This window comes from Mesorhizobium waimense, assembly GCF_003601975.1.
In the GTDB taxonomy this organism is placed as follows: domain Bacteria; phylum Pseudomonadota; class Alphaproteobacteria; order Rhizobiales; family Rhizobiaceae; genus Mesorhizobium; species Mesorhizobium waimense.
The window spans coordinates 33602-58153 of record NZ_QZWZ01000036.1 but is presented as its reverse complement, the minus strand read 5'-3'; the positions used below and the strand labels follow the sequence as shown (position 1 = coordinate 58153).

General features: G+C 61.6%; 23 protein-coding genes, 1 tRNA gene and 4 pseudogenes. 14 read left to right on the top strand and 14 right to left on the bottom strand.

Annotated elements, in window-relative coordinates:
* The 3 genes and pseudogenes from D3227_RS43045 to D3227_RS30590 all read left to right on the top strand — a co-directional run.
* Positions 1-170 (top strand): annotated as a pseudogene (locus tag D3227_RS43045) (pyridine nucleotide-disulfide oxidoreductase); the annotation flags it as partial.
* 86 nt (positions 171-256) lie between these two features.
* A complete protein-coding gene (locus tag D3227_RS30595; RefSeq protein WP_147377719.1) occupies positions 257-553 on the top strand; it encodes a hypothetical protein in 297 nt (98 codons plus the stop codon).
* Positions 554-736: 183 nt separating this feature from the next.
* Complete coding sequence (locus tag D3227_RS30590) at positions 737-1558, top strand: universal stress protein (protein ID WP_120017937.1); 822 nt, start codon at positions 737-739, stop codon at positions 1556-1558.
* 131 nt (positions 1559-1689) lie between these two features.
* Here the strand turns inward: D3227_RS30590 and D3227_RS30585 are convergent, their stop codons facing one another.
* The 7 genes and pseudogenes from D3227_RS30585 to D3227_RS30555 all read right to left on the bottom strand — a co-directional run bounded on the left by D3227_RS30585 (position 1690) and on the right by D3227_RS30555 (position 7518).
* Positions 1690-2310, bottom strand: coding sequence for a Tim44/TimA family putative adaptor protein (locus D3227_RS30585; RefSeq protein ID WP_167480917.1), 621 nt, complete (start codon positions 2308-2310; stop codon positions 1690-1692).
* A gap of 59 nt (positions 2311-2369) precedes the next feature.
* Positions 2370-3911 (bottom strand): annotated as a pseudogene (ctaD, locus tag D3227_RS30580) (cytochrome c oxidase subunit I); the annotation flags it as partial.
* Between the two features lie 621 nt (positions 3912-4532).
* Positions 4533-5096 (bottom strand): GreA/GreB family elongation factor, encoded by a 564-nt coding sequence (locus D3227_RS30570; protein ID WP_120017945.1) that lies wholly within the window; start codon positions 5094-5096, stop codon positions 4533-4535.
* 155 nt (positions 5097-5251) lie between these two features.
* Entirely contained in the window at positions 5252-5716 is a 465-nt protein-coding gene (rnk, locus tag D3227_RS30565) for a nucleoside diphosphate kinase regulator (RefSeq protein ID WP_120017933.1), read from the bottom strand.
* Between the two features lie 569 nt (positions 5717-6285).
* Positions 6286-6657 carry a helix-turn-helix domain-containing protein gene (locus tag D3227_RS30560; protein ID WP_342634021.1) on the bottom strand — a complete coding sequence of 124 codons (372 nt, stop codon included), beginning with the start codon at positions 6655-6657 and terminating at the stop codon, positions 6286-6288.
* 20 nt (positions 6658-6677) lie between these two features.
* Positions 6678-6848, bottom strand: a pseudogene (locus D3227_RS44805) (sunset domain-containing protein); the annotation flags it as partial.
* Between the two features lie 247 nt (positions 6849-7095).
* On the bottom strand, positions 7096-7518 hold the full coding sequence (locus tag D3227_RS30555; RefSeq protein ID WP_120017931.1) for a CBS domain-containing protein: 423 nt from the start codon (positions 7516-7518) through the stop codon (positions 7096-7098).
* Positions 7519-7719: 201 nt separating this feature from the next.
* Here D3227_RS30555 and D3227_RS30550 point away from each other — a divergent pair.
* From D3227_RS30550 to D3227_RS30540, 3 genes and pseudogenes are all read left to right on the top strand, one after another.
* A pseudogene (locus tag D3227_RS30550) lies at positions 7720-8593 on the top strand (ATP-dependent DNA ligase); the annotation flags it as partial.
* A 94-nt stretch (positions 8594-8687) separates the two neighbouring features.
* A complete protein-coding gene (locus D3227_RS30545; RefSeq protein WP_120017930.1) occupies positions 8688-9146 on the top strand; it encodes a YidB family protein in 459 nt (152 codons plus the stop codon).
* Positions 9147-9238: 92 nt separating this feature from the next.
* Positions 9239-9529: a hypothetical protein gene (locus D3227_RS30540; protein WP_120017929.1), complete on the top strand. Its 291-nt coding sequence runs from the start codon at positions 9239-9241 to the stop codon at positions 9527-9529.
* A gap of 442 nt (positions 9530-9971) precedes the next feature.
* On the opposite strand, the gene D3227_RS30535 is transcribed toward D3227_RS30540, so the two are convergent.
* The 3 genes from D3227_RS30535 to D3227_RS30525 all read right to left on the bottom strand — a co-directional run bounded on the left by D3227_RS30535 (position 9972) and on the right by D3227_RS30525 (position 13513).
* A tRNA-Glu gene (locus D3227_RS30535) sits at positions 9972-10046 on the bottom strand.
* 179 nt (positions 10047-10225) lie between these two features.
* On the bottom strand, positions 10226-11350 hold the full coding sequence (locus D3227_RS30530; RefSeq protein ID WP_245451932.1) for a YcbK family protein: 1125 nt from the start codon (positions 11348-11350) through the stop codon (positions 10226-10228).
* A gap of 327 nt (positions 11351-11677) precedes the next feature.
* Entirely contained in the window at positions 11678-13513 is a 1836-nt protein-coding gene (locus D3227_RS30525; RefSeq protein WP_120017927.1) for a PHA/PHB synthase family protein, read from the bottom strand.
* Positions 13514-13610: 97 nt separating this feature from the next.
* On the opposite strand from D3227_RS30525, the gene D3227_RS30520 reads away from it, so the two are divergent.
* The 5 genes from D3227_RS30520 (at position 13611) to recJ (ending at position 19675) form a co-directional block, all read left to right on the top strand.
* On the top strand, positions 13611-14015 hold the full coding sequence (locus tag D3227_RS30520) for a hypothetical protein (RefSeq protein ID WP_120017926.1): 405 nt from the start codon (positions 13611-13613) through the stop codon (positions 14013-14015).
* A 103-nt stretch (positions 14016-14118) separates the two neighbouring features.
* Entirely contained in the window at positions 14119-15336 is a 1218-nt protein-coding gene (locus D3227_RS30515; protein WP_120017925.1) for an LL-diaminopimelate aminotransferase, read from the top strand.
* Between the two features lie 46 nt (positions 15337-15382).
* The gene (locus D3227_RS30510) at positions 15383-16696 is read left to right on the top strand and encodes a homoserine dehydrogenase (RefSeq protein ID WP_120017924.1); all 1314 of its coding nucleotides are present in this window, start codon (positions 15383-15385) and stop codon (positions 16694-16696) included.
* A 144-nt stretch (positions 16697-16840) separates the two neighbouring features.
* Positions 16841-17824 carry a class II fructose-bisphosphatase gene (glpX, locus tag D3227_RS30505; protein ID WP_120017923.1) on the top strand — a complete coding sequence of 328 codons (984 nt, stop codon included), beginning with the start codon at positions 16841-16843 and terminating at the stop codon, positions 17822-17824.
* A 66-nt stretch (positions 17825-17890) separates the two neighbouring features.
* Positions 17891-19675: a single-stranded-DNA-specific exonuclease RecJ gene (gene recJ / locus D3227_RS30500; protein WP_120017922.1), complete on the top strand. Its 1785-nt coding sequence runs from the start codon at positions 17891-17893 to the stop codon at positions 19673-19675.
* Positions 19676-19687: 12 nt separating this feature from the next.
* On the opposite strand, the gene D3227_RS30495 is transcribed toward recJ, so the two are convergent.
* The 3 genes from D3227_RS30495 to folE all read right to left on the bottom strand — a co-directional run bounded on the left by D3227_RS30495 (position 19688) and on the right by folE (position 21923).
* On the bottom strand, positions 19688-20656 hold the full coding sequence (locus D3227_RS30495) for a patatin family protein (RefSeq protein WP_120017944.1): 969 nt from the start codon (positions 20654-20656) through the stop codon (positions 19688-19690).
* 85 nt (positions 20657-20741) lie between these two features.
* Positions 20742-21200 carry a phosphoribosyl-AMP cyclohydrolase gene (gene hisI, locus D3227_RS30490; RefSeq protein WP_120017943.1) on the bottom strand — a complete coding sequence of 153 codons (459 nt, stop codon included), beginning with the start codon at positions 21198-21200 and terminating at the stop codon, positions 20742-20744.
* Positions 21201-21287: 87 nt separating this feature from the next.
* Positions 21288-21923 carry a GTP cyclohydrolase I FolE gene (gene folE / locus D3227_RS30485; protein WP_120017921.1) on the bottom strand — a complete coding sequence of 212 codons (636 nt, stop codon included), beginning with the start codon at positions 21921-21923 and terminating at the stop codon, positions 21288-21290.
* Positions 21924-22162: 239 nt separating this feature from the next.
* Between folE and D3227_RS30480 the strand changes: the two genes are divergently transcribed.
* Positions 22163-22609, top strand: coding sequence for an iron-sulfur cluster assembly scaffold protein (locus tag D3227_RS30480; protein ID WP_120017920.1), 447 nt, complete (start codon positions 22163-22165; stop codon positions 22607-22609).
* Here the strand turns inward: D3227_RS30480 and D3227_RS30475 are convergent.
* A complete protein-coding gene (locus D3227_RS30475; RefSeq protein ID WP_120017919.1) occupies positions 22606-23517 on the bottom strand; it encodes a LysR substrate-binding domain-containing protein in 912 nt (303 codons plus the stop codon). The genes D3227_RS30480 and D3227_RS30475 overlap by 4 nt on opposite strands.
* Before the next feature lie 307 nt (positions 23518-23824).
* Between D3227_RS30475 and D3227_RS30470 the strand changes: the two genes are divergently transcribed.
* Positions 23825-23980 (top strand): hypothetical protein, encoded by a 156-nt coding sequence (locus D3227_RS30470; protein WP_245451931.1) that lies wholly within the window; start codon positions 23825-23827, stop codon positions 23978-23980.
* A 134-nt stretch (positions 23981-24114) separates the two neighbouring features.
* Positions 24115-24483, top strand: a complete 369-nt coding sequence (yidD, locus tag D3227_RS30465; protein ID WP_120017942.1) for a membrane protein insertion efficiency factor YidD — start codon at positions 24115-24117, stop codon at positions 24481-24483.
* The last annotated feature ends 69 nt before the right edge of the window (positions 24484-24552 follow it).

The following is a 24552-nucleotide window of genomic DNA, read 5'->3' as shown; positions in this document are numbered from 1 at the left end:
TCGGCCATGCCGAGCAATGGGACGAGATCGCGGTCGATGGTGACGTTGTTGCCAAGGATTGTCTCCTGCGCTTCAAGCGCGAAGGGCGGACGCTGGCTGTCGCGTCGATCTTCCGCGACATCGAGAGCCTGGAGGCCGAGCTGGAAATGGAGCGCCAGATGGTGACCTAGCAAGCGCGCTCCGGCACTCCGATCCGAGAAGATCGCAATCAGAAATGGCAGAGCGGAATGTCGTTGTGACCGAAAGGAGTTCGACTATGTCCACAGTGAAGCGGGAACTTAGCGTCACCAGTGGTTTGCGCACGGTTGCGCCCGCCCAGCATTATTCAAAGGTCGTGAAATTCATGAACGAGGTCGCCAAAGAGGCGGCCAACGATGCACCGACCTCGGTTGAAATCTTCTCGGACAGCGGCCACTGGTACTGCCGGGTTCGTCGCGGCGATGAAAAGACTCGGCCGATGGGTCCCTATACCAAACAACAGGCTGAGAGGATCCAGGAGGCTCGGAGAATGTTGATCGCAAAAAGAGGTACCGCTCGGATCATGTTCGAGTAAGCGAGGATCTCACGATCACGCCGGCCGACGCACTCACTACTTGATCGTTCGTCATCGAATTTATTGAACGTTGCGGGCAGACCTGAGGGCTGCCGCATTGCGAAGCCGCGTCTCGCGGCAGGACGTCTTGTTGGCTCCCCTTAGCGGCCCGGCATCATCTCCAACCCATGGAAGGAAAGCCCAATGACCTACAAGTCCATCGTTCTCAACCTCGACATCGACGGTATGGTCGCACCCGTGATCAAAATCGCTGTCGATCTGGCCCAGCGCTTCGACGCGCGCCTGATCGGTATTTCGGCTGCCGACGTTCCTCCGCCCGTTGTGATGGAAGGAGGGGTGGCATTCGAAGGAGAGAGCATGATGCGCCAGCGCAAGAACATCGAGCGACGAATTGAGGACCTCCGCATTGAGTTCGAACGACTTGCTGGCGCTTCGGTTGATACGGAATGGCGTGGGGCGGTGGACAATCCGACTCGCTTGCTGATCGACTCGGCGCGTGTGGCCGATCTCATCGTCACAGCGTCGCCCGAGGGTGCCTCTTCTGGCAACGTTCATCGTTCCACCGATCTCGGCAACCTGATCCTTCAGGCGGGACGACCTGTACTGGTTGCCTCGACCAACCAGGAAAATTTTCGGATCAACAAGGTTCTTGTCGGGTGGAAGGATACGCGTGAAGCGAGGCGCGCGGTTGTTGATGCCATGCCGTTTCTGCAAATGGCTCAGGAGGTTCGTGTAATCGCGATCGACGATGATGCGACCGATGAAACCTGGAACAGCCTGAACGATGTCGTCGCCTTCCTTTCGAGCCACGGCGTAAAGGCAAAGGCGGACGTGTTTCCGGAAAAATCCGATGGTGGATCGATCGCTGATGTGGCCGAAGCGATGCATGCGGATTTGATCATATCCGGCGCCTACGGACACAGCAGATTCAGGGAGTGGATCTTCGGCGGTGCTACCCGCTCGCTGCTTGAAAATGATCGACTGAACCGGGTCATGTCGAATTGAGCGTGATACACAAATAGTGGATGCGCATTGTCAAAAGCTGAGAAATCCGCGTAGGCCGTCCAGCGCTCCGGGTTGACCGCCCGCCAACTGCCGCGGGGCTGCCAAGCAGCAGCATCGGGAGCACAGACCTGTTACTCGCCTTCCGTGGCGATCAACATCCAATTGTGCTTCGTTGACTGGATGTCACAGGCGAACGTCCACGTATCGATCACCTCAACGATCTGCTGGGGATCGCCGGCGACGATCACGTCGCAGGCCGAGCGCGTAGCGCTGACCATGTCGGAAACGAAGCGAACGGCAATTTCAGCCGTACCATCCACCTCGAAAGCGTCGACGATCTTTGCTTCGCTCGTGCCGATGATGGTGAGCTGTAGCATCTCCTTTCGATCCCTGCGTTCGGCAATCGCTCGTTCGAAGGTATCAAGCACTTCGGGCCCGACAAGGCGCTTCAACGTTTGGATGTCACCGTCAGCATAGGCCTGCAGGATAACTTCATAAGCCGTCTTGGCGCCGGCCAGAAAAGCGGCGAGGTCGAAATTCGGGTCGATCTCTCGGATCACATCCAAGGGCGTGTCCGCAGAAGAAGTGTTTTCGCTATTGCCGGTTCGTTGCTCTGTCGGCGTATCGTCCCGCTTGGTCTTATCGTCGCCCGAGCGTGGCAGAAGTTGGCTCCAATTGCCCAGCAATGCCCAATAGAACGCGATAATCACGACGATCAGGATCTGGTTGTTTGGATCTGTGGTCTCGTTCATGACGTTCTCCCGACAAAATGTCGAAGTGACAGAGACGGCGATTTGGAAGGAGGCGAGTGTTAGAGAATGAGCGGCAGCTTTTCCCACTGATGGAAGGGCGGCGGCGACGGCAGCAGCCATTCGAGCGTGGTCGCACCTTCGCCCCATGGATTGGCGCCAGCTTGACGCTTGCGGGTGAAGGCCTCCGCGACCGCGATGAAGAAGACGATAAGTCCGGCCGTTGAAATGTAGGCCCCGATCGACGAGATGAAATTCCAGCCGGCGAAAGCGTCGGGGTAGTCGGCATAGCGTCGCGGCATGCCGGCCATTCCGAGAAAATGCTGCGGGAAAAAGACCAGGTTGACGCCAATGAACATCAGCCAGAAATGGAGCTTGCCCATCGTTTCGCTGTACATATAGCCGGTCATCTTCGGGAACCAGTAATAAAAGCCGGCGAAGATGGCGAAGACCGCGCCCAGCGACAGGACATAGTGAAAGTGGGCAATCACATAATAGGTGTCGTGCAACGAGCGGTCGAGACCGGGGCTGGCAACCACGATCCCGGTGACGCCGCCAATGGTGAAGAGCAGGACGAAACCGAGAGCCCAGAGCATCGGGGTCTTGAACTCGATCGATCCTCCCCACATGGTTGCCAGCCACGAAAACACCTTTATGCCGGTTGGAACGGCGATCACCATCGAGGCGAAGGCGAAGTAGCGCTGGGTGTCTAGGGACAGGCCCGTGGTATACATGTGATGCGCCCAAACGACAAAGCCGATCGTGCCGATAGCCACCATTGCATAGGCCATGCCGAGATAGCCGAAGACCGGCTTCTTGGCGAAGGTCGCGATTACATGGCTGATGATCCCGAACCCAGGCAGGATCATGATGTAGACTTCGGGATGGCCGAAGAACCAGAACAGATGCTGGTAGAGGATCGGATCACCGCCGCCGGAAGGCGCGAAGAAGGTCGTCCCGAAATTGCGATCGGTCAAAAGCATGGTCACTGCACCGGCGAGCACCGGTAGTGACATGAGAAGCATGTAGGCCGTGACCAGCATCGACCAGGCGAACAGAGGCATCTTGTGCAACGTCATGCCGGGTGCGCGCATGTTGAAGATGGTGGTGATGAAATTGATCGCACCGAGGATCGACGAGGCGCCCGACAGGTGGATCGACAGTATGACGAGGTCGACAGCAGGCCCCGGTTGGCCGTCCGTCGAGTAGGGCGGATAGAGCGTCCACCCGCCGCCATGGCCGAGCGCACCTGGCGCTCCTGGAACGAACATCGAGGCGATGAAGAGGACAAACGACATCACCAGCAGCCAGAACGAGATATTGTTCAAGCGCGGAAAAGCCATATCGGGCGCGCCGATCATGATCGGCACCATCCAATTGCCGAAGCCACCGATCAGCGCCGGCATGAGGACGAAAAAGATCATGACAAGCCCATGGGAACTGACGACAACGTTGTAGACCCCCGGATCGCCAAATATCTGCAAGCCTGGTTCCTGCAACTCCATGCGGATCAACACCGAAAGCGCGGTGCCGAGAACGCCGGCCATGATCGAGAACAGGAGGTAGAGAGTCCCGATATCTTTGTGGTTGGTCGAGAAAAGCCACTTGATGAGGAACCTGTGTTTGCGATCATCCAAGACTGTGGCTGGAATGGACATGTTGTGCTTCCTGCTCCTCGCTGCGGGCAGACCGGGCGGGCTCAACGGCGGACAACAACTTGCGAACCCGCGGTCGCAAGGGGATCAGGCCTCGCCTGCGTTCATTTATTCGTCAGTGACGGAAAGCCGCCTGGCGATGAACACGTTGCGCTGCATAAAACAGGAAGGCAAACGCAATTAAATGCCGCATTGATGCAAGTTTATTGCACTGAACTGGCAAACCATGTTGGACCTTGACCGCGGCCGTACGTTCTTCGAAATCGTGCATTCCGGCAGCTTTCTGAGGGCTGCCAACCGGCTACGCGGTAGGCGCTCGGATTCGCACATTTGAGGAAGAGCTCGGACGCCACGGCGCGCATGAGCGAATCCTGCGCGCAAGGCGCGCGACATTCCGCCACCACTCAATGTGCATTCTGGATCAACCAGAGTTTTCACAACTACGCCGACTTAGCTGTCGGCGGAGTTTCTTGGCGGCCTGAACCAGCTTATGCCCTCAGCAGGCAGGTGCATGATGTGCTCGGAGAGCCGCGCCGGGCCAGTTTCACAGCCCTCGGGATGGTCGAGCTCTCAGGCGGCGGACGGTCCCGGGTCGTCGAACCCAGTGTCGAAAGCCGCCATGACTTTGTTCTCTGCGTTGTCCTGCAACTTATCAGAACGATGGACGACGTGGAGAACAAGCCTGCCCAGTTGCGACGAGCCCGGTTCCGCCCCCAGCGCCAACTTCAATCTCTCGCGCCTTGCGGCTTCCGGCTGATAGACCACTTCGTGGACAGTCAGCGTTTCAGGGCTGCCGTCCGCACTCGGAATGGTCATGGATTGACCTTCGGCCAGACCAAGCAGTGCCAGACCGCGCGGATTGGTGATTGGCAAAAGCATGCCTACCAGACCGCGCATCTCGCCATGTGTGAGGATGCGCGTTTCGGCGGGGCCATCGTTTACCCGGTAAGCCACGCGGCTGCTGAGCGTCACGACGGTTGCCGGGATGTCTTCCCGAAACATGACGAGTGCGCTCGAAATCTTCCGGTGGAGGATAGTCAACAGTGTTTGGGTGCGGGCCGGGTGGCGCTCCCGCATCACTTCCAGAATGGTGTAGTCCTTGGTCGTCAGTTGACAGCTGTCGATATTGGGCATGGTGCGTCTCCAGCCGGCCCCGTGCAAGGGATCCAGCGTCAGGAAATTGATCGGGTGTGAAGAATTACCCCTGTGCCGGACAAGCCGGCGCAGGGGTTAGACTCCCGCGATTAGGCTGCCCGCATGATTGAGGAGACGTACGGAGATGCCCACGTCTAGACACTCGCCGCAATCGCCGGAGACGCTGGTGCGAGCCGCTCGGCTCCATCGCCTTCCGGGGCGGGCTGGTTCACGGCAAGGACCAGCAATTCGTGCCGGCGCCCGTCTCGGGCGGTCCACATGATAGACTGTCCAGCCGAGAGGCCGATCAGGGCTGTGCCAATCGGCGTGAGGATTGAAACCTTGCCTTCCGAGATGTCCGCCTCGCCAGGAAAAACCAGCGTGATCGTTTTACGATCGCCGGTGTCGGGCTTGAACGTCACAGTTGAACCCATCCGGACGGTGCCAGCGGAGACCCAACCATCGGCGACGATGCGTGCGCGCTCGAGTTCGGCGAGCAGTTCATCGGAAGCCTCCGGATTTCGAGCGGCCACAGTGCTCGCAAGCGCCGATAAACGTGCATGGTCCGACTGCGAGATGCGGATGTTTGGCTTGCGCGGGGTTTTCGTGGTGTTCTGCATTTGGATACTCATATTCTAGTTGGGCCAGCCGTCATCAAAGGTGACGGAACTGGCCAATTCGAGAAAATCTTCGTTGATGCACCAAAGCCCAGAGGCGGTGCACCCTACGGATCATATGTTGACTTAGGTGTTGCCCCTCGGCTCGGGGCGCATGGCAGCCGAGCCGGGGGTTATGATCCCGCGATGGGGCAAACCCGGAAAAGAAAATCGCAACGGATTTTGACAGTGACGTCCATAAAGCTATAGTTGGTGAAGCAATTCCGGAAGTCAAGGCAGCGCTTCGGCTATCAAGTTGGAGCTAGTCAGGGCGAACGTTCAGTAAGGTGTTTATCACCAGCGCTCGTCCAGCCCTGTTTATGCCCGTGCCACTTAGTCTTTCTTCCGCCAGTCCGAGAAAGACAAGGCGTTCTGCCAATGCTTTGGATAGTGCCGGGTAGGGCCCGCGATTCAACCGCTTAAGCGCTGTCTGCTCCTCCTGTGTAAGATCGTTCCAGACAACCGTCACGACGGCCTCCTTGGTCGCAAACCGATGGCTCCTGTAGGTCCATCGAACTTCGAAGCAATTGAGCCTATGGAACGGCATCTGTCCCGACGATGCCGCCTTCATTTTCCAGAACGCCGATCCGTCTGACTTCGGAGCGGTTGAGCTTCAGGCGAACTCCGATGCCGCCCCCGTTCTCCGCAATGAAAGCGGCACCGGCGTTTTCGAGCGCGGTTTGTAGCTTGTCGCAGATGTCCCGGTCGGGGAGGGTGATCCGACGCTCGAATTCTTCGATGACCAACGCATCCACGCCTGAATTGCCGGCGAGCTTTTCGCGGGTCCATTCGACTAGCGCGCGAGCGGCGCGGCATTGAGCACCAGTGATCATCACATAATCTCCTTCTAGGTCGCTTTCGGGAGCGAAATCACAGCCTGCTGAAAGCCAAGACGCTCCGGTCACGACGTTGGCTTCTGCTATTCCTATTTTTTCGCCTTCCGCCAGCTCCCGCCGCTCTCGCCTCAGCCTCTGAGCAAAAACCAGCGCTCACCCTGGCTCGGCGTGATCACTGTCTCGTCGTAATACTCTTGGCCCGGCAGATGGGAGATATGCTCACCCAAGTTCACGCTGATGTTTCCCTTGATGTTGCGGCCTGAGCCAAAAGCCAGGGCGTATCGTTTGCAATATGCCAGATCCCACTCTGGCTACTCCAGGTCCCTCCCGCTGGCTTCGGCCGGCGGGCTTTTTGTTCCGCCTCGGCTGCGATTAAGGTCAGGGCGACCGCTTTATGGACGCCGCATGAAGGGTCGGCGTCGGCCTCGATGACCGAACATTTCTGCCGGCGCGCTGTTGGCCAGCGCGGCGGCAGTCTGAAGGGTCGTCGCTCGAGAAGCACGCCCTTCAGTGGTGATGGGCGGAAACGCTCTTGACGTATTCGGACACAAGTTCCCTCGGCGCCGACTGACCGACGTCGCCGACGCTGAGGATGCCGACCATCCGCATGCTCTTGTTGATCACCGGCAACCTGCGGATTTTCAGTTCCTCCATGTGCCGCATGGCCTTGGCCAGATCATCGTCTTCGCGGCAGCAGTGAATGCCGGTCGTCATGACATCGCGCGCCGTTGCGGTATGGCCGTCAAAACCATCCTCCGCCAGTCCTTTGCAGACAATATCGCGGTCGGTCACCATTCCGATCAGTCGGTCGTTCTCTCCGATAGGAATCGACCCGATATCCTGGGCTCGCATCATTTTCGCCAGTTCGGTGACAGCGATTTCGGGGCTGACCCAGTCAACACCCTTGTGCATTGCGTCTTTGACTTTCATGGCGGACCTCCCTTGCTGGGTTGGTGAATGTCCCCCTGTTTCATTTTACCGCGGACGGGGTTTGGCTGCCAGAGGTCGTTCCTCCGGCCGAACAGAACAGCGAGCACGAGCAAATTTTCAGGTCGGCCTTTTTAGCAAGAGCTAACGGAACGGAAACGGCTCCCCGCTATTGAATCAATTTCGAGTTTTGCGTGGATTCCGATGCGTAAGCGCGCCGCCGGAGACCCGCTGGAGTTCATTGAGCCCTTGATGCCGACACTGGTGGATAAGCCACCCGAGGGAGGAGACTGGATTCACGAAGTCAAGTTCGACGGCTACCGCTCGCAGATCGTCAGGGACGCCGGCGGCGTACGCATCTTCACCCGCCGCGGTCGCGACTGGACATCAAAATACCGCGACCTGGCCAAGGCGGCCGGCGAACTGGAGGTGGCGAGCGCGATCATCGACGGCGAGATCATCGTCACCAACGAGGCCGGGCTGTCAGACTTCGCCGCACTTCGCAAAGCCATCACGCGCCGGCAACACGATCTGTATTTCGTCGCCATCGATCTGCTGCACCTCAATGGCCACGATCTGCTCGACATGGCGCTAGAGGATCGTCGTGAGATCCTGGCCGGAATGATACCGGACGGCGGCAGAATTCAATTCAGCCAGGCGCTGCCAGGCGACGCCGTGGCTATTTTCCATCTCGTCGACCAGGCCGGGCTCGAGGGGATGGTTTCGAAGCGCAAGGACAGCAAATACCGAAGCGGCAACTCGACTGCGTGGCTGAAGACGAAGGCTTACAGCATTGACGAATACGAGCTGCTCGGCGTCGAGCGCGAGGCCGGCAAGCCAGCTTTCGCTCTCATGGCCGAGCGAGGCACCGGCCGCTATGTCGGTTCTGCGCTCATCACCTTGAACCGGGAAATGCGTGAACGGCTCTGGCAACGCGTCCACCAGCGCTGGCACGGCGCCGAAGGGCATGAAGCGGCCGGCGACGCAATGGGTCAGGCCGGGGCTGATCGGCCGTGTGAAGCACCTACGGGGCGAGGAAGACTTGCGGCATGCCTCGCTGCAGGATTTTCGGGAGGAAACGGTGCGCGCATCATATGAAAGTCGACCGGGTCGAACAGGTGGAACCTTTGCGAGCACGAAATCTTCTCCCTGTGACCTAAGGGAGGAAACCAATGGCAAATCTGGGAAAACTGGCTGTCGCAGTGCTTGGCATTCTGGCTTACCAAAATCGTGACAAGATCGGAGACTTGATCCGCGGTGCAGGAAATCGCGATCCAAACAACCCGCAAGGCGGGCTCATGGATCAGCTGTCCAAGGGTGTGTCCGGGACAGCGCTTGGGGATATCCTCGACCGCTTCAGAAACGCAGGAGTGGGGTCGAAGGTAGATTCGTGGGTTAGTACCGGACCCAACGAGCCGATCGAACCGAAGGACGTGGAGACGGCAATAGACGATGACACCCTCACTGCTCTTTCGATGCAGACTGGTCTGTCGCGCGATGAACTGATTGCTAGGATCACGAAAGATTTGCCCGAGGCAGTCGACAAGCTGACGCCAAAGGGCGAACTGCCAGCAGCGACCGATGAGATCACACTCCTCGATCAGGGGCCACCTCGCAGCCCCCAGCAGTAGCGGTGGGAGTGGGTCCACGACGTGCTTGCCAGCGCGACCGATATCAGGAATATAATCCTTCGTTGCGGCGAACCGCTTCAACGGAGATCGCCATGCCCCAAAAGACTCTCGCCGACGCCCTGGCCGCCCGCGAAACCCTCTATGTCAACTGCGGGCATCCGATGTGCCGCAAATCGACGAAGCTCGATATCGCAGCGCTGATCGACAGGCTCGGGCCGGATCACGGATCAATGCATCAGGATTTAGTCGGCCTCTTTGGCTGCTCAAAATGCAAGGCTGAGGGTCGCGACGGCCGCCCGGTGTTCTTCACATGCATTCCCGACTACGAAGGCCAGCAGCGGGCGCGCAACCGCGACTGGAAGCCGACGTTCGAGAAGCGCTAGCGTAACAGGACATAGACGCCCATGCCGGCCATTACCTCTTGGGACTTCGGACCGCGAACTACCTTCTACCCGCTGGAGCGCACGAACGGTTCTGTTCCGAAGCGCGGATGATGTGGGTCGAATAGAAGCGCCTTCTCCAATCTCGACAATCATCCGAACGGCCATGGAGGCGAGGCACGGGCGACGAATTATCTGGCGAGCGCGACGGACTCGTCGCCGATCCATGGCGATCGAAGCAGGCAGGGGTACAGCACCAGTCGAAATTTCAAGACCGACGCCTGTACCCAAACGAAGCAAGCTGCCATGCAGATGGTGACGAAGGATGCCAATGCATCAGATTAGAGAATCGATTTGGTCGTACTGAGTTCCCAACGTAGCAGCGTATTTCGGGTCCCTTATCGGGACCGCAAACTTCGGATTGTCGTCATGTTGTTGAAATCGCTGGTACGCCCAAGGGGAATCGAACCCCTGTTACCGCCGTGAAAGGGCGGTGTCCTGACCGCTAGACGATGGGCGCGCTCAGATGAGCGGCTTATAATTGCGTTGTTCGCAACCGGCAACCCGTCTGCCGCCGCCTGCGACAACTTTTTTCAACAGTGGCAAAATCTGCGCTTTTGGCCTGTCAGGCCGCGGTTTCACAACCTTGCCCGATCTTCGGATCGTGGTTCGGTGGCGTTTGCGCGGGCCGGCGAAAAATCAGCTGCGCCGGCGGCAGCGCCAGTTCCAGTCGCGCTCGGGGCCGACATCGATATGCACGGATTCGGTGTGGCAATAGGTGCCGACGCCGCCACGGCCGGGCATCGTGCGGATGTAGTTTGCCAGATCCCATTTGGAGACGCCGGGAACCTGGATGTCGGCGGCGGCGCAATACATGTGCAGCGAGTTCTTGGCGCCGTTGGCGCGGCGGTTGCGGGCCGGGTCGCGATAGCCCGAGGTGACGACCATCTTGCGGCCGTAGTGGCCCTCGATCGTCTTCAGCACGCGCACCAGCGAGGGTTTCAGGCAGGCGACGTCGACGCTCTCGTTCTGCTTCAGCAGGCCGTTGGGGGCAAGGCGGGCAAGGCCGGCGGCAGAGGCCACCTGATAGGCGCCGCCCTCGTCCTCGTTGAGATCGACGTCGCTTTCGTCGTCGAGGCCGGATTTGCGCTTGATCTCAAACAGCGCCGTCTGGCGCACGCCGGGCAGGGCGTCGGCACCGGTGATGTGGTTGCTATCGTCGCCGATCGAGGCAAGCCGCACCGGCTTTTCGGCCGGAGTGGCCGAGGCCAGCGTGATAATAGGTTTTGCGGGCGTCGTGGCCTTGGCCTGCACAGGCTGCTCGCCCGAGCGCGCGTTGACCAGCGGCGCCGGTGCCGCCGAGGCCGGAGTGGTGCTGAACAGCGAGGCGAGGAAACCCTTCTTCGGCGCGTTGACCTGCTGCGGCGCCTCGCCGGCCGTCACATAGACGGCGTTGTCCACCGCCGGGGCGGCAGCCTTGGCGTCGGCTTTCGGTGCCGTCGTGGTGGCATCGGCGACTTTCTGCGCCACGGCGTCGGTCTCGGCGGCTGTCTGCGCCGGCTGCACCTGCGGCTGCGGTGTATTGCCGGCAACGGTGTCGGAACCAGTAGGCACGTTGATGGGGAAGGCCGCCCCAGGCTTGGTCACCGGCACATAGGCGACCTTTTCAGGCAAAGGCTTATCGTCCTCACTCATCACGGTCGATGCCTCAGAAGAGGCTGATGTCACCTGCGTGGACGAATCGGTCGCGGTTGCCGTTGTCGCGCTGGAGGCCGCGTTGATGTCGGCCGAGGTGGCGTTGTAGCCTGGCATGCCGACGGACATTGTCGGGTCGCCGGCCGAGGTGCAGGACGCCAGAAGCACGGAAAAAAGCGCTGCCGCAATGCTGCGGCTTTCCCTCCGTGCGAGACGCCAACCTGCTGATCTCAAAACAAAATTCCCCCTCGGTATCCGGCCGGTTCATCGTCGACTCGGCGCCTCGCGCTCCGTCGCAATGCCCCCTCTGTTCCCCAACCGGAAACGGGACCTGTGTCAAATCTGCAAGCCTCGGATTTATTCGTTTGTAGATCGCGAATTGAGGCTGCCGGATGGTTGACGACACCATTTCGGCCTGTTTTGACGAGCCGTCAACTCACCAGACATTACAGGCTGTTACACGCGCACCTTGACATAGGTGCCCGGTGCATCGCCCAAGGTTTTCATATGCTTGCCAGGTTTGCGGGCTGGCACGCGGGCATTGTCCTGGGTCTCGATCCAGTGCTGCCAGTGTGACCACCAGGAGCCGGGATGCTCCACCGCCGAAGCGAACCACTGGCCAAAGTCGCCCACCGGCTTGCCGCCAGTCCAGTACTGGTACTTCATCGACGCCGGCGGGTTGACGACGCCGGCGATGTGGCCGGAGCCGGCCATCACATATTCGACCGGGCCGCCGAAATACTTCGAACCGAGGAACACCGATAGTGCCGGCGCGATGTGGTCTTCCTTGGAGGCAAGGTTGTAGACCGGGATGGTGATGTCGGCGAGCGACACGGTGCGGCCGGCAAGTTCCATCGTGCCTTTCGAGAGGTTGTTCTCGAGGTAGCAATTGCGAAGATAGAAGGAATGGTTGGCGGCGGCCATGCGGGTGGAATCGGCGTTCCAGTAGAGCAGGTCGAAGGGCAGGGGGTCCTTGCCGCGCATGTAGTTGTTGACGACGTACGGCCAGATCAGGTCGCCCGAGCGCAGCATGTTGAAGGCGGTCGCCATCTTGGTGCCGTCGAGGTAGCCCTTCTCGTTCATCGACTTCTCGACGGCCGCGACCTGGTCTTCGTCGACGAAAACTTTCAAGTCGCCGGCATAGGTGAAATCGACCTGGGTGGTGAAGAAGGTGGCCGATTTGATGCGGTCGTCGCCCTCCTGCGCCAGCAGCGCAAGTGCCGCCGCCAGCAGCGTGCCGCCGACGCAGTAGCCGATGGCGTTGACGTCCCTTTCGCCGGTGGCCTTCTCGACCATGTCGAGGCCGTATTGCAGGCCCTCGCGGATATAGGCCTCCCAGCTCTTGGTGCCGTGGCGCTCGTCCGGATTGATCCAGGAGATGACGAAGACCGTGTGGCCCTGCTCGACCGCCCAGCGTATGAAGGATTTTTGCGGGTTGAGATCGAGGATGTAGTACTTGTTGATCCAGGGCGGGCAGATCAGCAGGGGACGCTTGAGCACCGTCTCGGTCGCCGGATCATACTGGATGATCTCGGCGACATCGCTGCGGCCCACCACCTTGCCGGGGGTAGTGGCGACGTTCTTGCCGATCTCGAAGGGCGAATAGTCGGCCTGCCTGAGCTTCAGGTCGCCCTTGCCGGCGGCGATATCTTCGGCCAGCATCTTCATGCCGCGCACCAGGTTCTCGCCGTTGGAGGCAACCGTTTCGCGAAACAGCTCCGGATTGGTCAGGATGAAGTTCGACGGTGAGATCGCGTTGGACACCTGCTTGACGTAGAAGCTGGCCTTGTGGCGGGTGTGCTCGTCCAGCCCCTCGGCATGCTCGACCAGGTCGGCCGCCCAGCGCGAGGTGACGAGATAGGCCTGCTTGAGGAAATCGAAGAAGGCATTGCGGCCCCATTCGGGATCCTGGAAGCGCTTGTCGCCGCGTTCCGGCTTGACCGCGTCGTCAGACGCTTCGGCGTTCGGGCTGACGCGCTGGATGGCATTTGCCCAGACCGTCATGTAGCCGGCGAACAGCCGCGTCTGCGCCTCCAGAGCACGCTGCGGGTCGGCAAGCCAGTATTCGCTGAGCTTGGAGAAGGTCTTGACCATGTCGACCACGGGCTCGGCGACGTGGTCGCGCACTTCGCCCTTCTCGCGCGGCTCGGCCCAGGCGGAGGCCGCCTTGCCGGCCTGCTCGACCATGCGCGCCATGTTCAGCGCGAAGCGTTCCGGGTCCTTTACCAGATATTGCTCGACGGTCGAAGGTCCGCCATCTTCCGCTTTGCCCGAATCGGGTGTCTTGGACATGGTTCTCGGGGTTCCTCCCGGAGCGTTTTCTTGACATAGTATCATGGGACATTCGGCCGGGTCCAACACGCTCTAACCCGGCTGCCAGGAAAACAATATGACGATTAATGTCGGCGACACCGTTTTTTCGAGCACTGTTGGTATTTGCCGCATCGCCGCGTTGGCCTTGCTGGGGAGCGCGCTGCTTGCGGCCGGCGGCTGCGCCAGCAGCAACAACGGCAACACAACGCCGGTCGCCACTGCCGAGGGCCCGAAGGACACCGGCTCCTATCCGAACCTCAACATTCCGCCGCAGGTGGCCGCCAAGCAACTCACCCCGGAGGAAACCAAGGCCAAGCTTGCCCAGTTGAAGGGCGACCAGCAGGCGCAACTCGGCAAGAGCGGCGGCACCGGCGCGAGCAATCCGGCGGCGCTGAACTCGCTGGCGAAGTCCCATGGCGATGATACGCTGAAGCAGATCGAGACCAAATGCGATCCCGCCCTCGACCCTACCTGCAATTAGGGCTATATCGCGCGCCGAAACCCCTTTGCCGAAACAGCTTTGCCAAAACCACCTCTGCCAAAACTACCTCTGCCAAAACTACCTCTGAATGTCTGGAACTGACATGGAAGAATTTCACAAGGTCCGCCGGCTTCCGCCCTATGTCTTCGAGCAGGTCAACCGGCTGAAGGCCAGCGCCCGCTCGCGCGGCGCCGACATCATCGACCTTGGCATGGGTAATCCCGACCTGCCGACACCAAAGGCCATCGTCGACAAATTGTGCGAAGTGGTGCGCGATCCGCGCACGCATCGCTATTCGTCGTCGCGCGGCATTCCTGGCCTGCGCCGCGCCCAGGCCGCCTACTATCAGCGCCGCTTCGGCGTGAAGCTCAACGCGGACACCCAGGTGGTGGCGACGCTGGGCTCCAAGGAAGGCTTCGCCAACATGGCGCAGGCGATCACCGCGCCCGGCGACGTGATCCTGTGCCCCAACCCGACCTATCCGATCCATGCCTTCGGCTTCATCATGTCGGGCGGCGTCATCCGCTCGCTGCAGGTCGAGCCGGATGACGGCTTTATCCCGGCGGTTGAGCGCGGCATCCGCCATTCGATCCCGAAGCCGCTGGCGCTGATCCTCAACTATCCGTCGAACCCGACGGCGCTGGTCGCCTCGCTCGATTTCTACAAGGACGTGGTGGCTTTCGCCAAGAAGAACGACATCATCATCCTGTCCGACCTTGCCTATTCGGAGATCTATTTCGACGGCAACCCGCCGCCTTCGGTGCTGCAGGTTCCAGGCGCCATCGACGTCTGCGTCGAGTTCACCTCGATGTCGAAGACGTTTTCCATGCCCGGCTGGCGCATGGGTTTTGCCGTCGGCAACGAGCGGCTGATCTCGGCGCTGACGCGCGTCAAATCCTATCTCGACTATGGCGCGTTCACGCCGATCCAGGTGGCGGCGGCGCATGCTCTGAACGGCGACGGCGCTGACATCGCCGAAGTGCGTGAGGTCTACCACAAGCGCCGTGACGTCATGGTCGACGCCTTCACCCGTGCCGGCTGGACCATCCCGGCCCCGGCGGCCTCGATGTTCGCCTGGGCGCCGATCCCGGAACCGTTCCGCCATCTTGGCTCGCTCGAATTCTCCAAGCTGCTGATCGAGCACGCCGACGTGGCGGTGGCGCCGGGAGTCGGCTTCGGCGAGCATGGCGACGATCATGTGCGCATCGCGCTGGTCGAGAACGAGCACCGGATCCGGCAGGCTGCCCGCAACATCAAGCGCTTCCTGGCGTCCAGCGCCAAGCAACCCAACAATGTGGTGCCGCTCTCCGCGCACCGCTGAGTTTGCCTGACATCATCGAAACGAATTTTGAGGGGCGTCGCCGGACATGGCTGAAGCGTTGCGTGTTGGAATTGCCGGTCTAGGCACTGTCGGCGCCTCGGTTGCGCGCGTGCTCGGTGACAAGGCGGCGGAACTGACCCGCCAGTGCGGCCGCGACATCGTCGTCTCTGCTGTCTCCGCCCGCGACCCGAAGCGCGACCGCGGTGTCGACCTTGGCTCGGCCGAGTGGTTCGACGACGCCGTGAAGATGGCGGAGAAGGCCGATATCGATGTCTTCGTCGAACTGATCGGCGGCGACGAGGGGCCTGCGCTCGCGTCCGTGAAGGCGGCACTGGGAGCCGGCCGCCATGTGGTGACCGCCAACAAGGCACTGCTGGCCAAGCATGGCGTGCAGCTTGCCGAGATCGCCGAGAAGAAGGGCGTGTTGCTCAACTACGAGGCGGCGGTGGCCGGCGGCATCCCGGTCATCAAGACGATGCGCGAGGCGATGGCCGGCAATTCCGTCACCCGCGTCTTCGGCATCCTCAACGGCACCTGCAACTACATCCTGACCCGCATGGAGGCAGAGGGCATTTCCTTCGACGCCTGCCTGAAGGACGCGCAGCGTCTGGGCTATGCCGAGGCCGATCCGACCTTCGACATCGAGGGCCATGATACGGCGCACAAACTGTCGATCCTGACCAGCCTTGCCTTCGGTACGAAAATCGCAGCCAACGACATCTACATGGAAGGCATCTCCAACATCAGCCAGGCCGACATTCGCGCCGCTGGCGATCTCGGCTACCGCATCAAGCTGCTCGGCGTCGCCCAGCGCACCGAGAGCGGCATCGAGCAGCGCGTGCATCCGACCATGGTGCCGACCGCCTCGGTCATCGCACAGGTGCACGGCGTCACCAATGCGGTGGCGATCGAGACCGACATTTTGGGCGAGCTGCTGCTTTCCGGCCCCGGCGCCGGCGGCAACGCCACGGCGTCGGCCGTCATCGGCGACATTGCCGACATCGCCAAGAGCCGGCCAGGCTTCCAGCACGGTCCGGTCTTCGGCCGCCCGGCAAAGGAGCTGAAGCCCTACAAGAAAGCGCAGATGCGCAGCCACGCCGGTGGCTATTTCATCCGGCTGACCGTGCATGACCGCATCGGCGTCTTTGCGGCGATCGCCAAGCGCATGGCCGACAACGATATCTCGCTGGAATCGATCGTCCAGCACGCCTCCGGGCCGGAAACCGACGCGCAGAAGACGGTGATCCTCGTCACTCACGAGACGACCGAAGCGGCGGTGCGCAAGGCCGTCGACGGCATCACCAAGGACGGCCATCTGACCGACAAGCCGCAGGTCATCCGCATCGAGCGCGCCGGATAAATTCAATCATATTCCGCCTTTAATCGATTGATATTGCTGCGATTTCGAAAAATTTACCTGGTAAGTCTTGCCGTTGTCATGGAGCTTTGACACAAGAAGCGGGCCTCTGGCGGGAGGCAGCATGCCAACGAGGATTTTCCATCGATGAATGTCGCCCAGAACATTGTCGCCGGTCTCGACCGGATACTCACCATGGAACTGGTGCGCGTCACCGAGCGGGCCGCGGTGGCGGCTGCCAGGCTGCGCGGGCGTGGCGACGAGAAGGCCGCCGACCAGGTCGCGGTCGACGCCATGCGCGAGGAACTCAACCGGCTCGCGATCAAAGGCACGGTGGTAATCGGCGAGGGCGAGCGCGACGAGGCGCCGATGCTCTACATCGGCGAGGAGGTCGGCACCGGCAAAGGGCCGGCGGTCGATATCGCGCTCGATCCGCTCGAAGGCACGACGATCTGCGCCAAGAACCTGCCCAACGCGCTTGCCGTCATCGCGATCGCGGAAAAGGGCAGCCTCTTGTTCGCGCCCGACGTCTATATGGACAAGATCGCCATCGGCCCGGGCTATGCCGAAGGCGTCATTGGCATCGACGCCTCGCCGGCCGAAAACATCGCGGGCCTCGCCAGGGCCAAGGGTGTTCCGGTATCCGAGATCACCGCCTGCATCCTCGACCGGCCGCGCCACGGCAGACTGATCGAGGCGGTGCGGGCGACGGGCGCGGCGATCCGGCTGATCGGCGACGGCGATGTCGCCGGCGTCATCCACACCACCGATCCGGAAGAGACCGGCATCGATATCTATCTCGGCACGGGCGGTGCGCCGGAAGGGGTGCTGGCGGCGGCCGCGTTGCGCTGCACCGGCGGCCAGATGCAGGGCCGGCTGATCCTGGATACGCCGGAAAAGGTGGCGCGCGCGGCCAGGATGGGCATATCTGATCCCAAGCGGGTCTACCGCGCCCAGGACATGGCGCGCGGCGACGTGCTGTTTGCGGCAACCGGCGTAACCGACGGCAACATGCTCGATGGCGTCAAGTTCGGCCCCACCTACATAACCACGCACACCATCGTGCTGCGCTCGTCATCGCGCACCGTGCGCGAGATCAAGGCACGCCATCAGGATCTGGAAAAGTTTTGATTCCTTCCTGCTTAGCCGTCGCCTATTGATGTCGTGACAGATGGCAATTGGCGGGCGGCGCGTCATATGACGGGCGAGAAGAGGCTTTTCCTCGATATCAGGCAGTCGGCCACCGGTATCTCCTGGGAGCACCGGCTGACCGAGCGGCAGGACATGACCGCGCTTGCCATCGCGCAAGGCTACGGCGTGCCGGATATCGTTGCGCGGGTGCTTGCCGGGCGCGGTGTGACCGCAGAGCAGACCGAGCGCTTCCTCGATCCGACGATCCGCGATCTCCTGCCGGATCCGGCCTCGCTGACCGACATGGAGAAGGCCGCAGCCCGTATCGCAGGCGCTATCGTGGCCAGGGAAAAGGTGGCGATCTTCGGCGACTACGATGTCGACGGAGCCGCATCGTCGGCGCTGCTCAAGCGCTTCCTCGGGCATTTCTCGGTGCCGTCCGAGATCTACATACCCGACCGCATCTTCGAAGGTTACGGCCCCAACCCGGAAGCCATGCGCGACCTCATCTCGCGCGGTGCGACGCTGATCGTCACCGTCGATTGCGGCACCAACAGTGCCGTGTCCATCGACGCGGCGAGAGAGGCCGGCGCCGATGTCGTCGTGCTCGATCACCATCAGGTCGGCGGTCCGCTGCCGGCAGCCGTTGCGGTGGTCAATCCCAATCGCGAGGACGACCTTTCCGGGCAGGGACATCTTTGCGCCGCCGGCGTCGTCTTTCTCACCTTGGTGCAGACGGCCAGGATCCTGCGCGGCCTGTTGCCGGATGCCACGTCACCGGATCTGCTGTCGCTGCTCGACCTGACGGCGCTGGCGACCGTTTGCGACGTGGTGCCGCTCACCGGCGTCAACCGCGCCTTCGTGGTCAAGGGGCTGCAGGTGGCGCGCCAGCAGAAGAACGAGGGACTGGCCGCGCTGGCGCGCGTATCGCGTATCGGCGAGCCGATCAGCACCTTTCATCTGGCCTATCTGATCGGACCGCGCATCAATGCCGGCGGGCGCATCGGCGATGCCGCCCTCGGCAGCCGCCTGCTTGCCACCGACGATCCTGTCGAGGCCAACACGATTGCCGAGACGCTCGACCGGCTGAACCAGGAACGCCAGCAGATGGAACTGGAGATGCTGGCGCAGGCGCGCGCCGAAGCGGATGCCGAGCTTGCCGGCGGCAACGGCCCGGCCGTCGTCGTCACCGCCAGCACCACCTGGCATCCGGGCATCGTCGGGCTGCTCGCATCGCGGCTCAAGGACCACGCACGCCGGCCGGCCTTCGCCATCGCCTTCAACGCCAATGGTGTCGGCACCGGCTCGGGCCGTTCTGTGTCGGGTTTCGACCTCGGGCGCCTGGTGCGCGAGGCCGCCGATGCCGGGCTGATCGTCAAGGGCGGCGGCCACGGCATGGCGGCCGGCATCACGGTCGAGCGGGCAAAGCTCGGGGACCTGAGGGCCTTCTTCGAGGAGCGTGCGGCCGCCGAGGTGTTCCGGCTGCAGGACGAGGAGAGCCTGGCCATCGACGGTGCACTTGCCGCCGAGGGCGCGACGCTCAGCCTGCTTGACGCGCTGGAAAAAGCCGGGCCGTTCGGCGCCGGCCATGTCGCGCCAGTCTTCGCATTGCCGCGCCACAAGTTGGCGGATGCGCGGCCGGTCGGCACCAACCACATCCGCGCCGAGCTCCAGTCGCAAAGCGGCGGCCGCATCCAGGCGATCGCCTTTCGCGCCGTCGATACCGCACTTGGCGAATTCCTGTTCAAGAACAGGGGCAAGACGGTGCATGTCGCCGGGTCGCTGTCCGGCAATTACTGGAACGGCAACCGTACGGTGCAGTTCCGCATCACCGATGCAGCAATAGCCTGAGCGCTGTCTGGATTAGGCGAGAACCGTTTGCAGTCGGGTGAGTTCGCCGATCTGCGCCATCGTCGCCTGATAGCCGAGGCGGATCGCTTCGTCGGCGCGATGGAATTCGGTCAGGCCGATATGGCTGAGCTTGGGCTGCAGCGACATGTCGGGCGGGTCACCAGCGAGTCTCGCGCGCGAGATCCGGTCCTGGATGATGTTGAAGGCTTCGACCATGACCCCGGTGATGCCGAGGCGTGTGTGGTGCGCCTGGTGTTCGGACGACTGGCCGGCCCGCGGCGCGTCATTCTCCACGACCAGCTCGCCGGCGCTGTGCTTGATCACGGCGGCGCGGCCGAACAGGTCGTAGTGCAGGTTGACCGCTACCACGAGGGGCTGCTCGTAGGCGCGGCAGACCGAGACCGGCACTGGATTGACCAGCGCGCCGTCGACCAGAACGCGGCCGTTGCAGGTCACCGGCTCGAACACGCCGGGCAGTGCGTAGGAAGCGCGCATGGCGGTGATCAGCGAGCCGCTCGACAACCATATCTCGTGGCCGGTGCGGATTTCCGAGGTGACGCAGACGAAAGGCTTCGACAGGTCCTCGAAGCGGATGCCTCTCATGTGCTCGCGCAGCCTGGCGTCCAGCTTCATGCCGCCGAACAGCCCGCTGCCGCGCAGATTGAGATCGAGAAGGCCGAAGATGCGCCGTTTGGTCAGGCTCCTGGCAAATTCCTCGAGATCGTCCAGTTTGCCGGCAAGGTAGCAGCCGCCGACCAGCGCGCCGATCGAGGTGCCGGCGATCATCGACACTTCGATGCCGGCCTCGTCGAGCGCGCGCAGCACGCCGATATGGGCCCAACCGCGCGCGCAGCCACCGCCGAGCGCCAATGAAATGCCAGTCTTCTTGCCCGGCTTCGTATCGGATGCGCCGCCGGACGAGGAGGGGCCGTTGGCCTCTCGAACGTCAGGTCTACTACGCAATGACGCCCATTCGAGCATCATGATCTCCCCTTGTCCCACATCCCTTCTACAGTAAGGATGTTTGAGAATAATGAATATGAGTGGTTTGTGAATATCGAATGGTTCACACCGGCTTCCGATACGTTTGCTCCGTATCGAACAGCGGCTTGCTACCGTCGTCGGCAAGCGTCGCCTTGCCGTCGTTCAGCCCCACCGTCCGATAAAAGCATGAACGTCGGCCGGTGTGACAAGTTGCGTCGTGGCCCAACACTTTCACGCGCAGCCATATCGCGTCCTGATCACAATCCGTGAGCATCTCGACGACGGTCTGGAGATTGCCGGAGGTCTCGCCCTTTTTCCACAGCGCGTTGCGCGAACGTGACCAGTAATGGGCGATGCCGGTTTCCAGCGTCAGCGCCAGCGCTTCGGCATTCATATGCGCGACCATCAACAGTATGCCGTCGGCGGCATCGGTGACGACGACCGTGACGAGGCCGTTGGCGTCGAAGCGCGGCGAAAGGACAGTGCCTTCCTCCAGCGCTTTCTTGTCTGACGGAGCTTTCGGGAATTCCAGTGCCGACATCGCCGGATCTTCTTGTTTGACCATGATCTTGTCCAAAAACCGGTTCCCACTTTTTGGGATCATGGTCTAGCGGCCGGCGAGGGCCGATCAGACCCCGCCGCCGCGCACCATGGTGACAAAGCGGACCTGTTCCTCGGGCGTGTCCTTGAAGACGCCGGTGAAGGTCGAGGTCAGCGTGGTGGAGCCCTGCTTGCGGATGCCGCGCATGGCCATGCACATGTGCTCTGCTTCCATCATGACGGCGACACCGCGCGGATTGAGCACGTCCTGGATGACGCTGGCGATCTGCGCGGTCATCGCTTCCTGCGTCTGCAGGCGATGGGCGAAGATGTCGACGACGCGCGCGATCTTGGACAGGCCGACGACCTTGCCATCCGGCAGGTAGCCGACATGCGCCTTGCCGATGATCGGCACCATGTGGTGCTCGCAATGCGAGTGGAAATTTATGTCCCTGACGATGACGAGATCGTCATAGCCGGCGACTTCCTCGAAGGTACGGCCAAGCTCCTCGGCCGGGCACATGTCGTAGCCGTTGAACATTTCGAGGAATGCCTTGGTAACACGCTTCGGCGTGTCGATCAGGCCCTCACGCTCCGGATTGTCGCCGGTCCAGCGCAACAGGGTGCGCACCGCGGCCTCGACTTCGGCTTCGCTCGGCCGGTCGGTGACCGGCTTTTCCATATAGGCCGAGGAGGGCATGAGTTTCTTGATGACGGCATCCATAAAGGCGTCTCCCGTAGTCCCTCTCTCGGGAGGGACGAGTTGAACGGACCACGACCTTTCGGGTGTAAGAAACTCGCGGTTTCCAGCCCTCAAGCGGCGTGAATTGATTTGAGCAAAGACGTGGCCTTTGGTTGCCTTGTCGATGCTCGACTGTGAGCATTATATATGGTCGTGCCGAGCGAATGAAAGACGCAACAGCGGCAATCGCTGTTCGCTCGGCGGCGACAGATTGGAAAAATATGATCGACGACGTCTACAATGCGAAAATTCTGGGTTTTGCCGGAAATATTGCGCGGATCGGCCGGCTCGACCATCCGGATGCGACAGCGCGCGCGCATTCCAAATTATGCGGCTCGACCGTGACCGTCGATCTCAAGATGGATGACGGCGTCGTTACGGATTTCGCCCATGATGTGAAGGCCTGTGCGCTCGGTCAGGCGTCGTCCTCGATCATGGCGCAGCATGTCATCGGCGCCAGCGCGGACGAGTTGCGCGCGGTGCGCGAGACGATGCTGAAGATGCTGAAGGAGAACGGCGCGCCGCCGGAAGGCCGCTTCGCCGACCTGCGGTATCTGGAACCGGTGCGCGACTACAAGGCGCGCCATGCCTCGACCATGCTGACTTTCGACGCGGTCGTCGATGCGATCGGCCTGATCGAGAAGAAACGCGCCGAAGAAGCAGCTTAGATTTCTTCCAGAGAACGCCGGCTTTCGGCAAATTCGGTACGGATCCAGTCGGCGAAGGCCGCGGCCGGTCCGGGCAGGTTGCGCAAGCTCCTTGCCACCAGCCAGTAGGCGCCGGATGCGACGTCGATGTCGAAGGGCTTGATCAGTGCGCCGGATGCCAGTTCGTCCCTGACCAGCATGAGATCGCCCAACGCCACGCCATGGCCGAGCAGCGCCGCCTGCTTCGAAAGCGAGGTATCCGCAAACATGGGGCCGCGCGCGGGCGCGGCGTCGGCGGGCACGCCGGCCGCTTCGAACCAGCGCGCCCAGCCCTGGCGATTTTCCTCATGTAGCAGCGTGTAGCGGCCAAGGTCGATCGGCTTTTCCAGCGGCGGACCCGAGGCAAGCAGCGCCGGCGACAGGACCGGCGAGTCGACGGTCAAGGCAAGCCGCTCGGCTTCGCTGCGCGGCCATGAGGTGTTGTGGGCGCTGAAGCGCAGAGCGAGCTCGGCCTGATCGCTGCGGAACTCGATGGGCCGTGGATCGACTTCGACGGAAACGTCGATATCGGGTCGCAATTCACGAAATCGATTGAGTCGTGGCACCAGCCATACGGCTGCAAGGGACGGTTCCACGCTGACGCGAACCACGGATTGGGCCGGAGCGGCCAGCTCCGAGAGCCGCCTGTCGATGTCGTCGAAACTTCTGACCAATTGATCGAGCAGGCGCCGGCCTGCCTCGGTCAGCTCAACGCGGCGGTGGTGGCGGAAGAACAGCGGTTGGCGCAGGAAATGCTCGAGCTCGCGGATCTGCCGGCTGATCGCTGCCTGTGAGACGAACAGCTCCTCGGCCGCTCGGCTGAAGCTCAACTGTCGTCCGGCCGCCTCGAAGCTCCGCAGCGCCGTCAAGGGCAGGCGTCCGCGCTTCATTCTGGAGCCTTCAGCCAGTCGACGAACTTTTCGTTCAGTTTGACGATCGGCACGAGTCTAGCTCCTTTTTCCGAGTTTACATCAAGCACACAAACCGCGCGAAATAGCCTTACGGCCCGCTCAACACAGCAAGCTTGAAGCCGCTGTTGGCAAAGCCAGATCGCATAATAATTTCATATAGTTGAACCGTTACGCGCAGCCGGGCATACTTCAATACGCATAATCTAGAGTTATCCGAGGTGGAAATTATACTCGTTTGAAGACGAAGGCCAGCGGCAGTCTAATCGATGCCAAAGGAGATACGGCCATGATCCAGTTCCTGGAGATTTTTGGCGACGTCATGCGGATCGCGACGTTTCAATGGTATGGCGAGAGGCGGCCACAGGCCGGACGCTGCGAACAGGGACCAACCAGTCCCACGCGCTGGGTATCCCCGGCAGATCGGCGCACCTTTCACCGTTGAAAGGCAGGACAGCCAGCATCGACAACCGGCATCACCAAGGGCCAGTCTCGACAAGGACCAGCATCAACAGGGGATTGCGTTCTCTGCTCGAAGTCCACATCTATCCCGGGGCGAGGCGCGATACGGAGAATGCGGTGCGCGACCACCATCGGCATGCGCATACCGCGACACCGGCGCGGCGCGGCCGCAATTGGCCAGGCCCCTGGCGCAAGACGCCGGGCCGTATCCTCGGCACGTCGCTTGTCCGCTTCTACCAGCTGACGCTGTCCGGCTTTGTCGGCAATTCCTGCCGGCACCTGCCGACCTGTTCGGAATACGCGCATGAGGCGATCGCCCGCCACGGCCTGTGGGCAGGCGGCTGGATGGGGCTTTTCCGGGTACTGCGCTGCGGCCCGTTCGGCACGCATGGCATCGACCGCGTGCCCGAGACGCTGGCCGGGCGCTATGTCTGGTTCATGCCTTGGCGGTACTGGCGGATCGGCAAGAAGCGCGGCGAGGTTTGACCTGCATCCGCTGGCCTCAGCGGCGGCCGGTCTTTACGATCTGGTAGGGTTAACGCAAGCCTGCACAAA

What these genes read in the sequence shown, in the direction of transcription:
- D3227_RS30590 (WP_120017937.1), top strand. Translation starts at nt 737, where the DNA reads ATGACCTACAAGTCCATCGTTCTCAACCTCGACATCGACGGTATGGTC.
- recJ (WP_120017922.1), top strand. Translation starts at nt 17,891, where the DNA reads ATGACGGGCGAGAAGAGGCTTTTCCTCGATATCAGGCAGTCGGCCACC.
- D3227_RS30520 (WP_120017926.1), top strand. Translation starts at nt 13,611, where the DNA reads ATGACGATTAATGTCGGCGACACCGTTTTTTCGAGCACTGTTGGTATT.
- D3227_RS30595 (WP_147377719.1), top strand. Translation starts at nt 257, where the DNA reads ATGTCCACAGTGAAGCGGGAACTTAGCGTCACCAGTGGTTTGCGCACG.
- folE (WP_120017921.1), bottom strand. Translation starts at nt 21,923, where the DNA reads ATGGATGCCGTCATCAAGAAACTCATGCCCTCCTCGGCCTATATGGAA.
- rnk (WP_120017933.1), bottom strand. Translation starts at nt 5,716, where the DNA reads ATGCAGAACACCACGAAAACCCCGCGCAAGCCAAACATCCGCATCTCG.
- D3227_RS30545 (WP_120017930.1), top strand. Translation starts at nt 8,688, where the DNA reads ATGGCAAATCTGGGAAAACTGGCTGTCGCAGTGCTTGGCATTCTGGCT.
- glpX (WP_120017923.1), top strand. Translation starts at nt 16,841, where the DNA reads ATGAATGTCGCCCAGAACATTGTCGCCGGTCTCGACCGGATACTCACC.
- D3227_RS30470 (WP_245451931.1), top strand. Translation starts at nt 23,825, where the DNA reads ATGATCCAGTTCCTGGAGATTTTTGGCGACGTCATGCGGATCGCGACG.
- D3227_RS30510 (WP_120017924.1), top strand. Translation starts at nt 15,383, where the DNA reads ATGGCTGAAGCGTTGCGTGTTGGAATTGCCGGTCTAGGCACTGTCGGC.
- D3227_RS30525 (WP_120017927.1), bottom strand. Translation starts at nt 13,513, where the DNA reads ATGTCCAAGACACCCGATTCGGGCAAAGCGGAAGATGGCGGACCTTCG.
- D3227_RS30495 (WP_120017944.1), bottom strand. Translation starts at nt 20,656, where the DNA reads ATGCTCGAATGGGCGTCATTGCGTAGTAGACCTGACGTTCGAGAGGCC.
- D3227_RS30515 (WP_120017925.1), top strand. Translation starts at nt 14,119, where the DNA reads ATGGAAGAATTTCACAAGGTCCGCCGGCTTCCGCCCTATGTCTTCGAG.
- D3227_RS30585 (WP_167480917.1), bottom strand. Translation starts at nt 2,310, where the DNA reads ATGAACGAGACCACAGATCCAAACAACCAGATCCTGATCGTCGTGATT.
- D3227_RS30530 (WP_245451932.1), bottom strand. Translation starts at nt 11,350, where the DNA reads ATGTCCGTCGGCATGCCAGGCTACAACGCCACCTCGGCCGACATCAAC.
- D3227_RS30570 (WP_120017945.1), bottom strand. Translation starts at nt 5,096, where the DNA reads ATGCCCAATATCGACAGCTGTCAACTGACGACCAAGGACTACACCATT.
- D3227_RS30475 (WP_120017919.1), bottom strand. Translation starts at nt 23,517, where the DNA reads ATGAAGCGCGGACGCCTGCCCTTGACGGCGCTGCGGAGCTTCGAGGCG.
- hisI (WP_120017943.1), bottom strand. Translation starts at nt 21,200, where the DNA reads ATGTCGGCACTGGAATTCCCGAAAGCTCCGTCAGACAAGAAAGCGCTG.
- D3227_RS30540 (WP_120017929.1), top strand. Translation starts at nt 9,239, where the DNA reads ATGCCCCAAAAGACTCTCGCCGACGCCCTGGCCGCCCGCGAAACCCTC.
- D3227_RS30480 (WP_120017920.1), top strand. Translation starts at nt 22,163, where the DNA reads ATGATCGACGACGTCTACAATGCGAAAATTCTGGGTTTTGCCGGAAAT.
- D3227_RS30555 (WP_120017931.1), bottom strand. Translation starts at nt 7,518, where the DNA reads ATGAAAGTCAAAGACGCAATGCACAAGGGTGTTGACTGGGTCAGCCCC.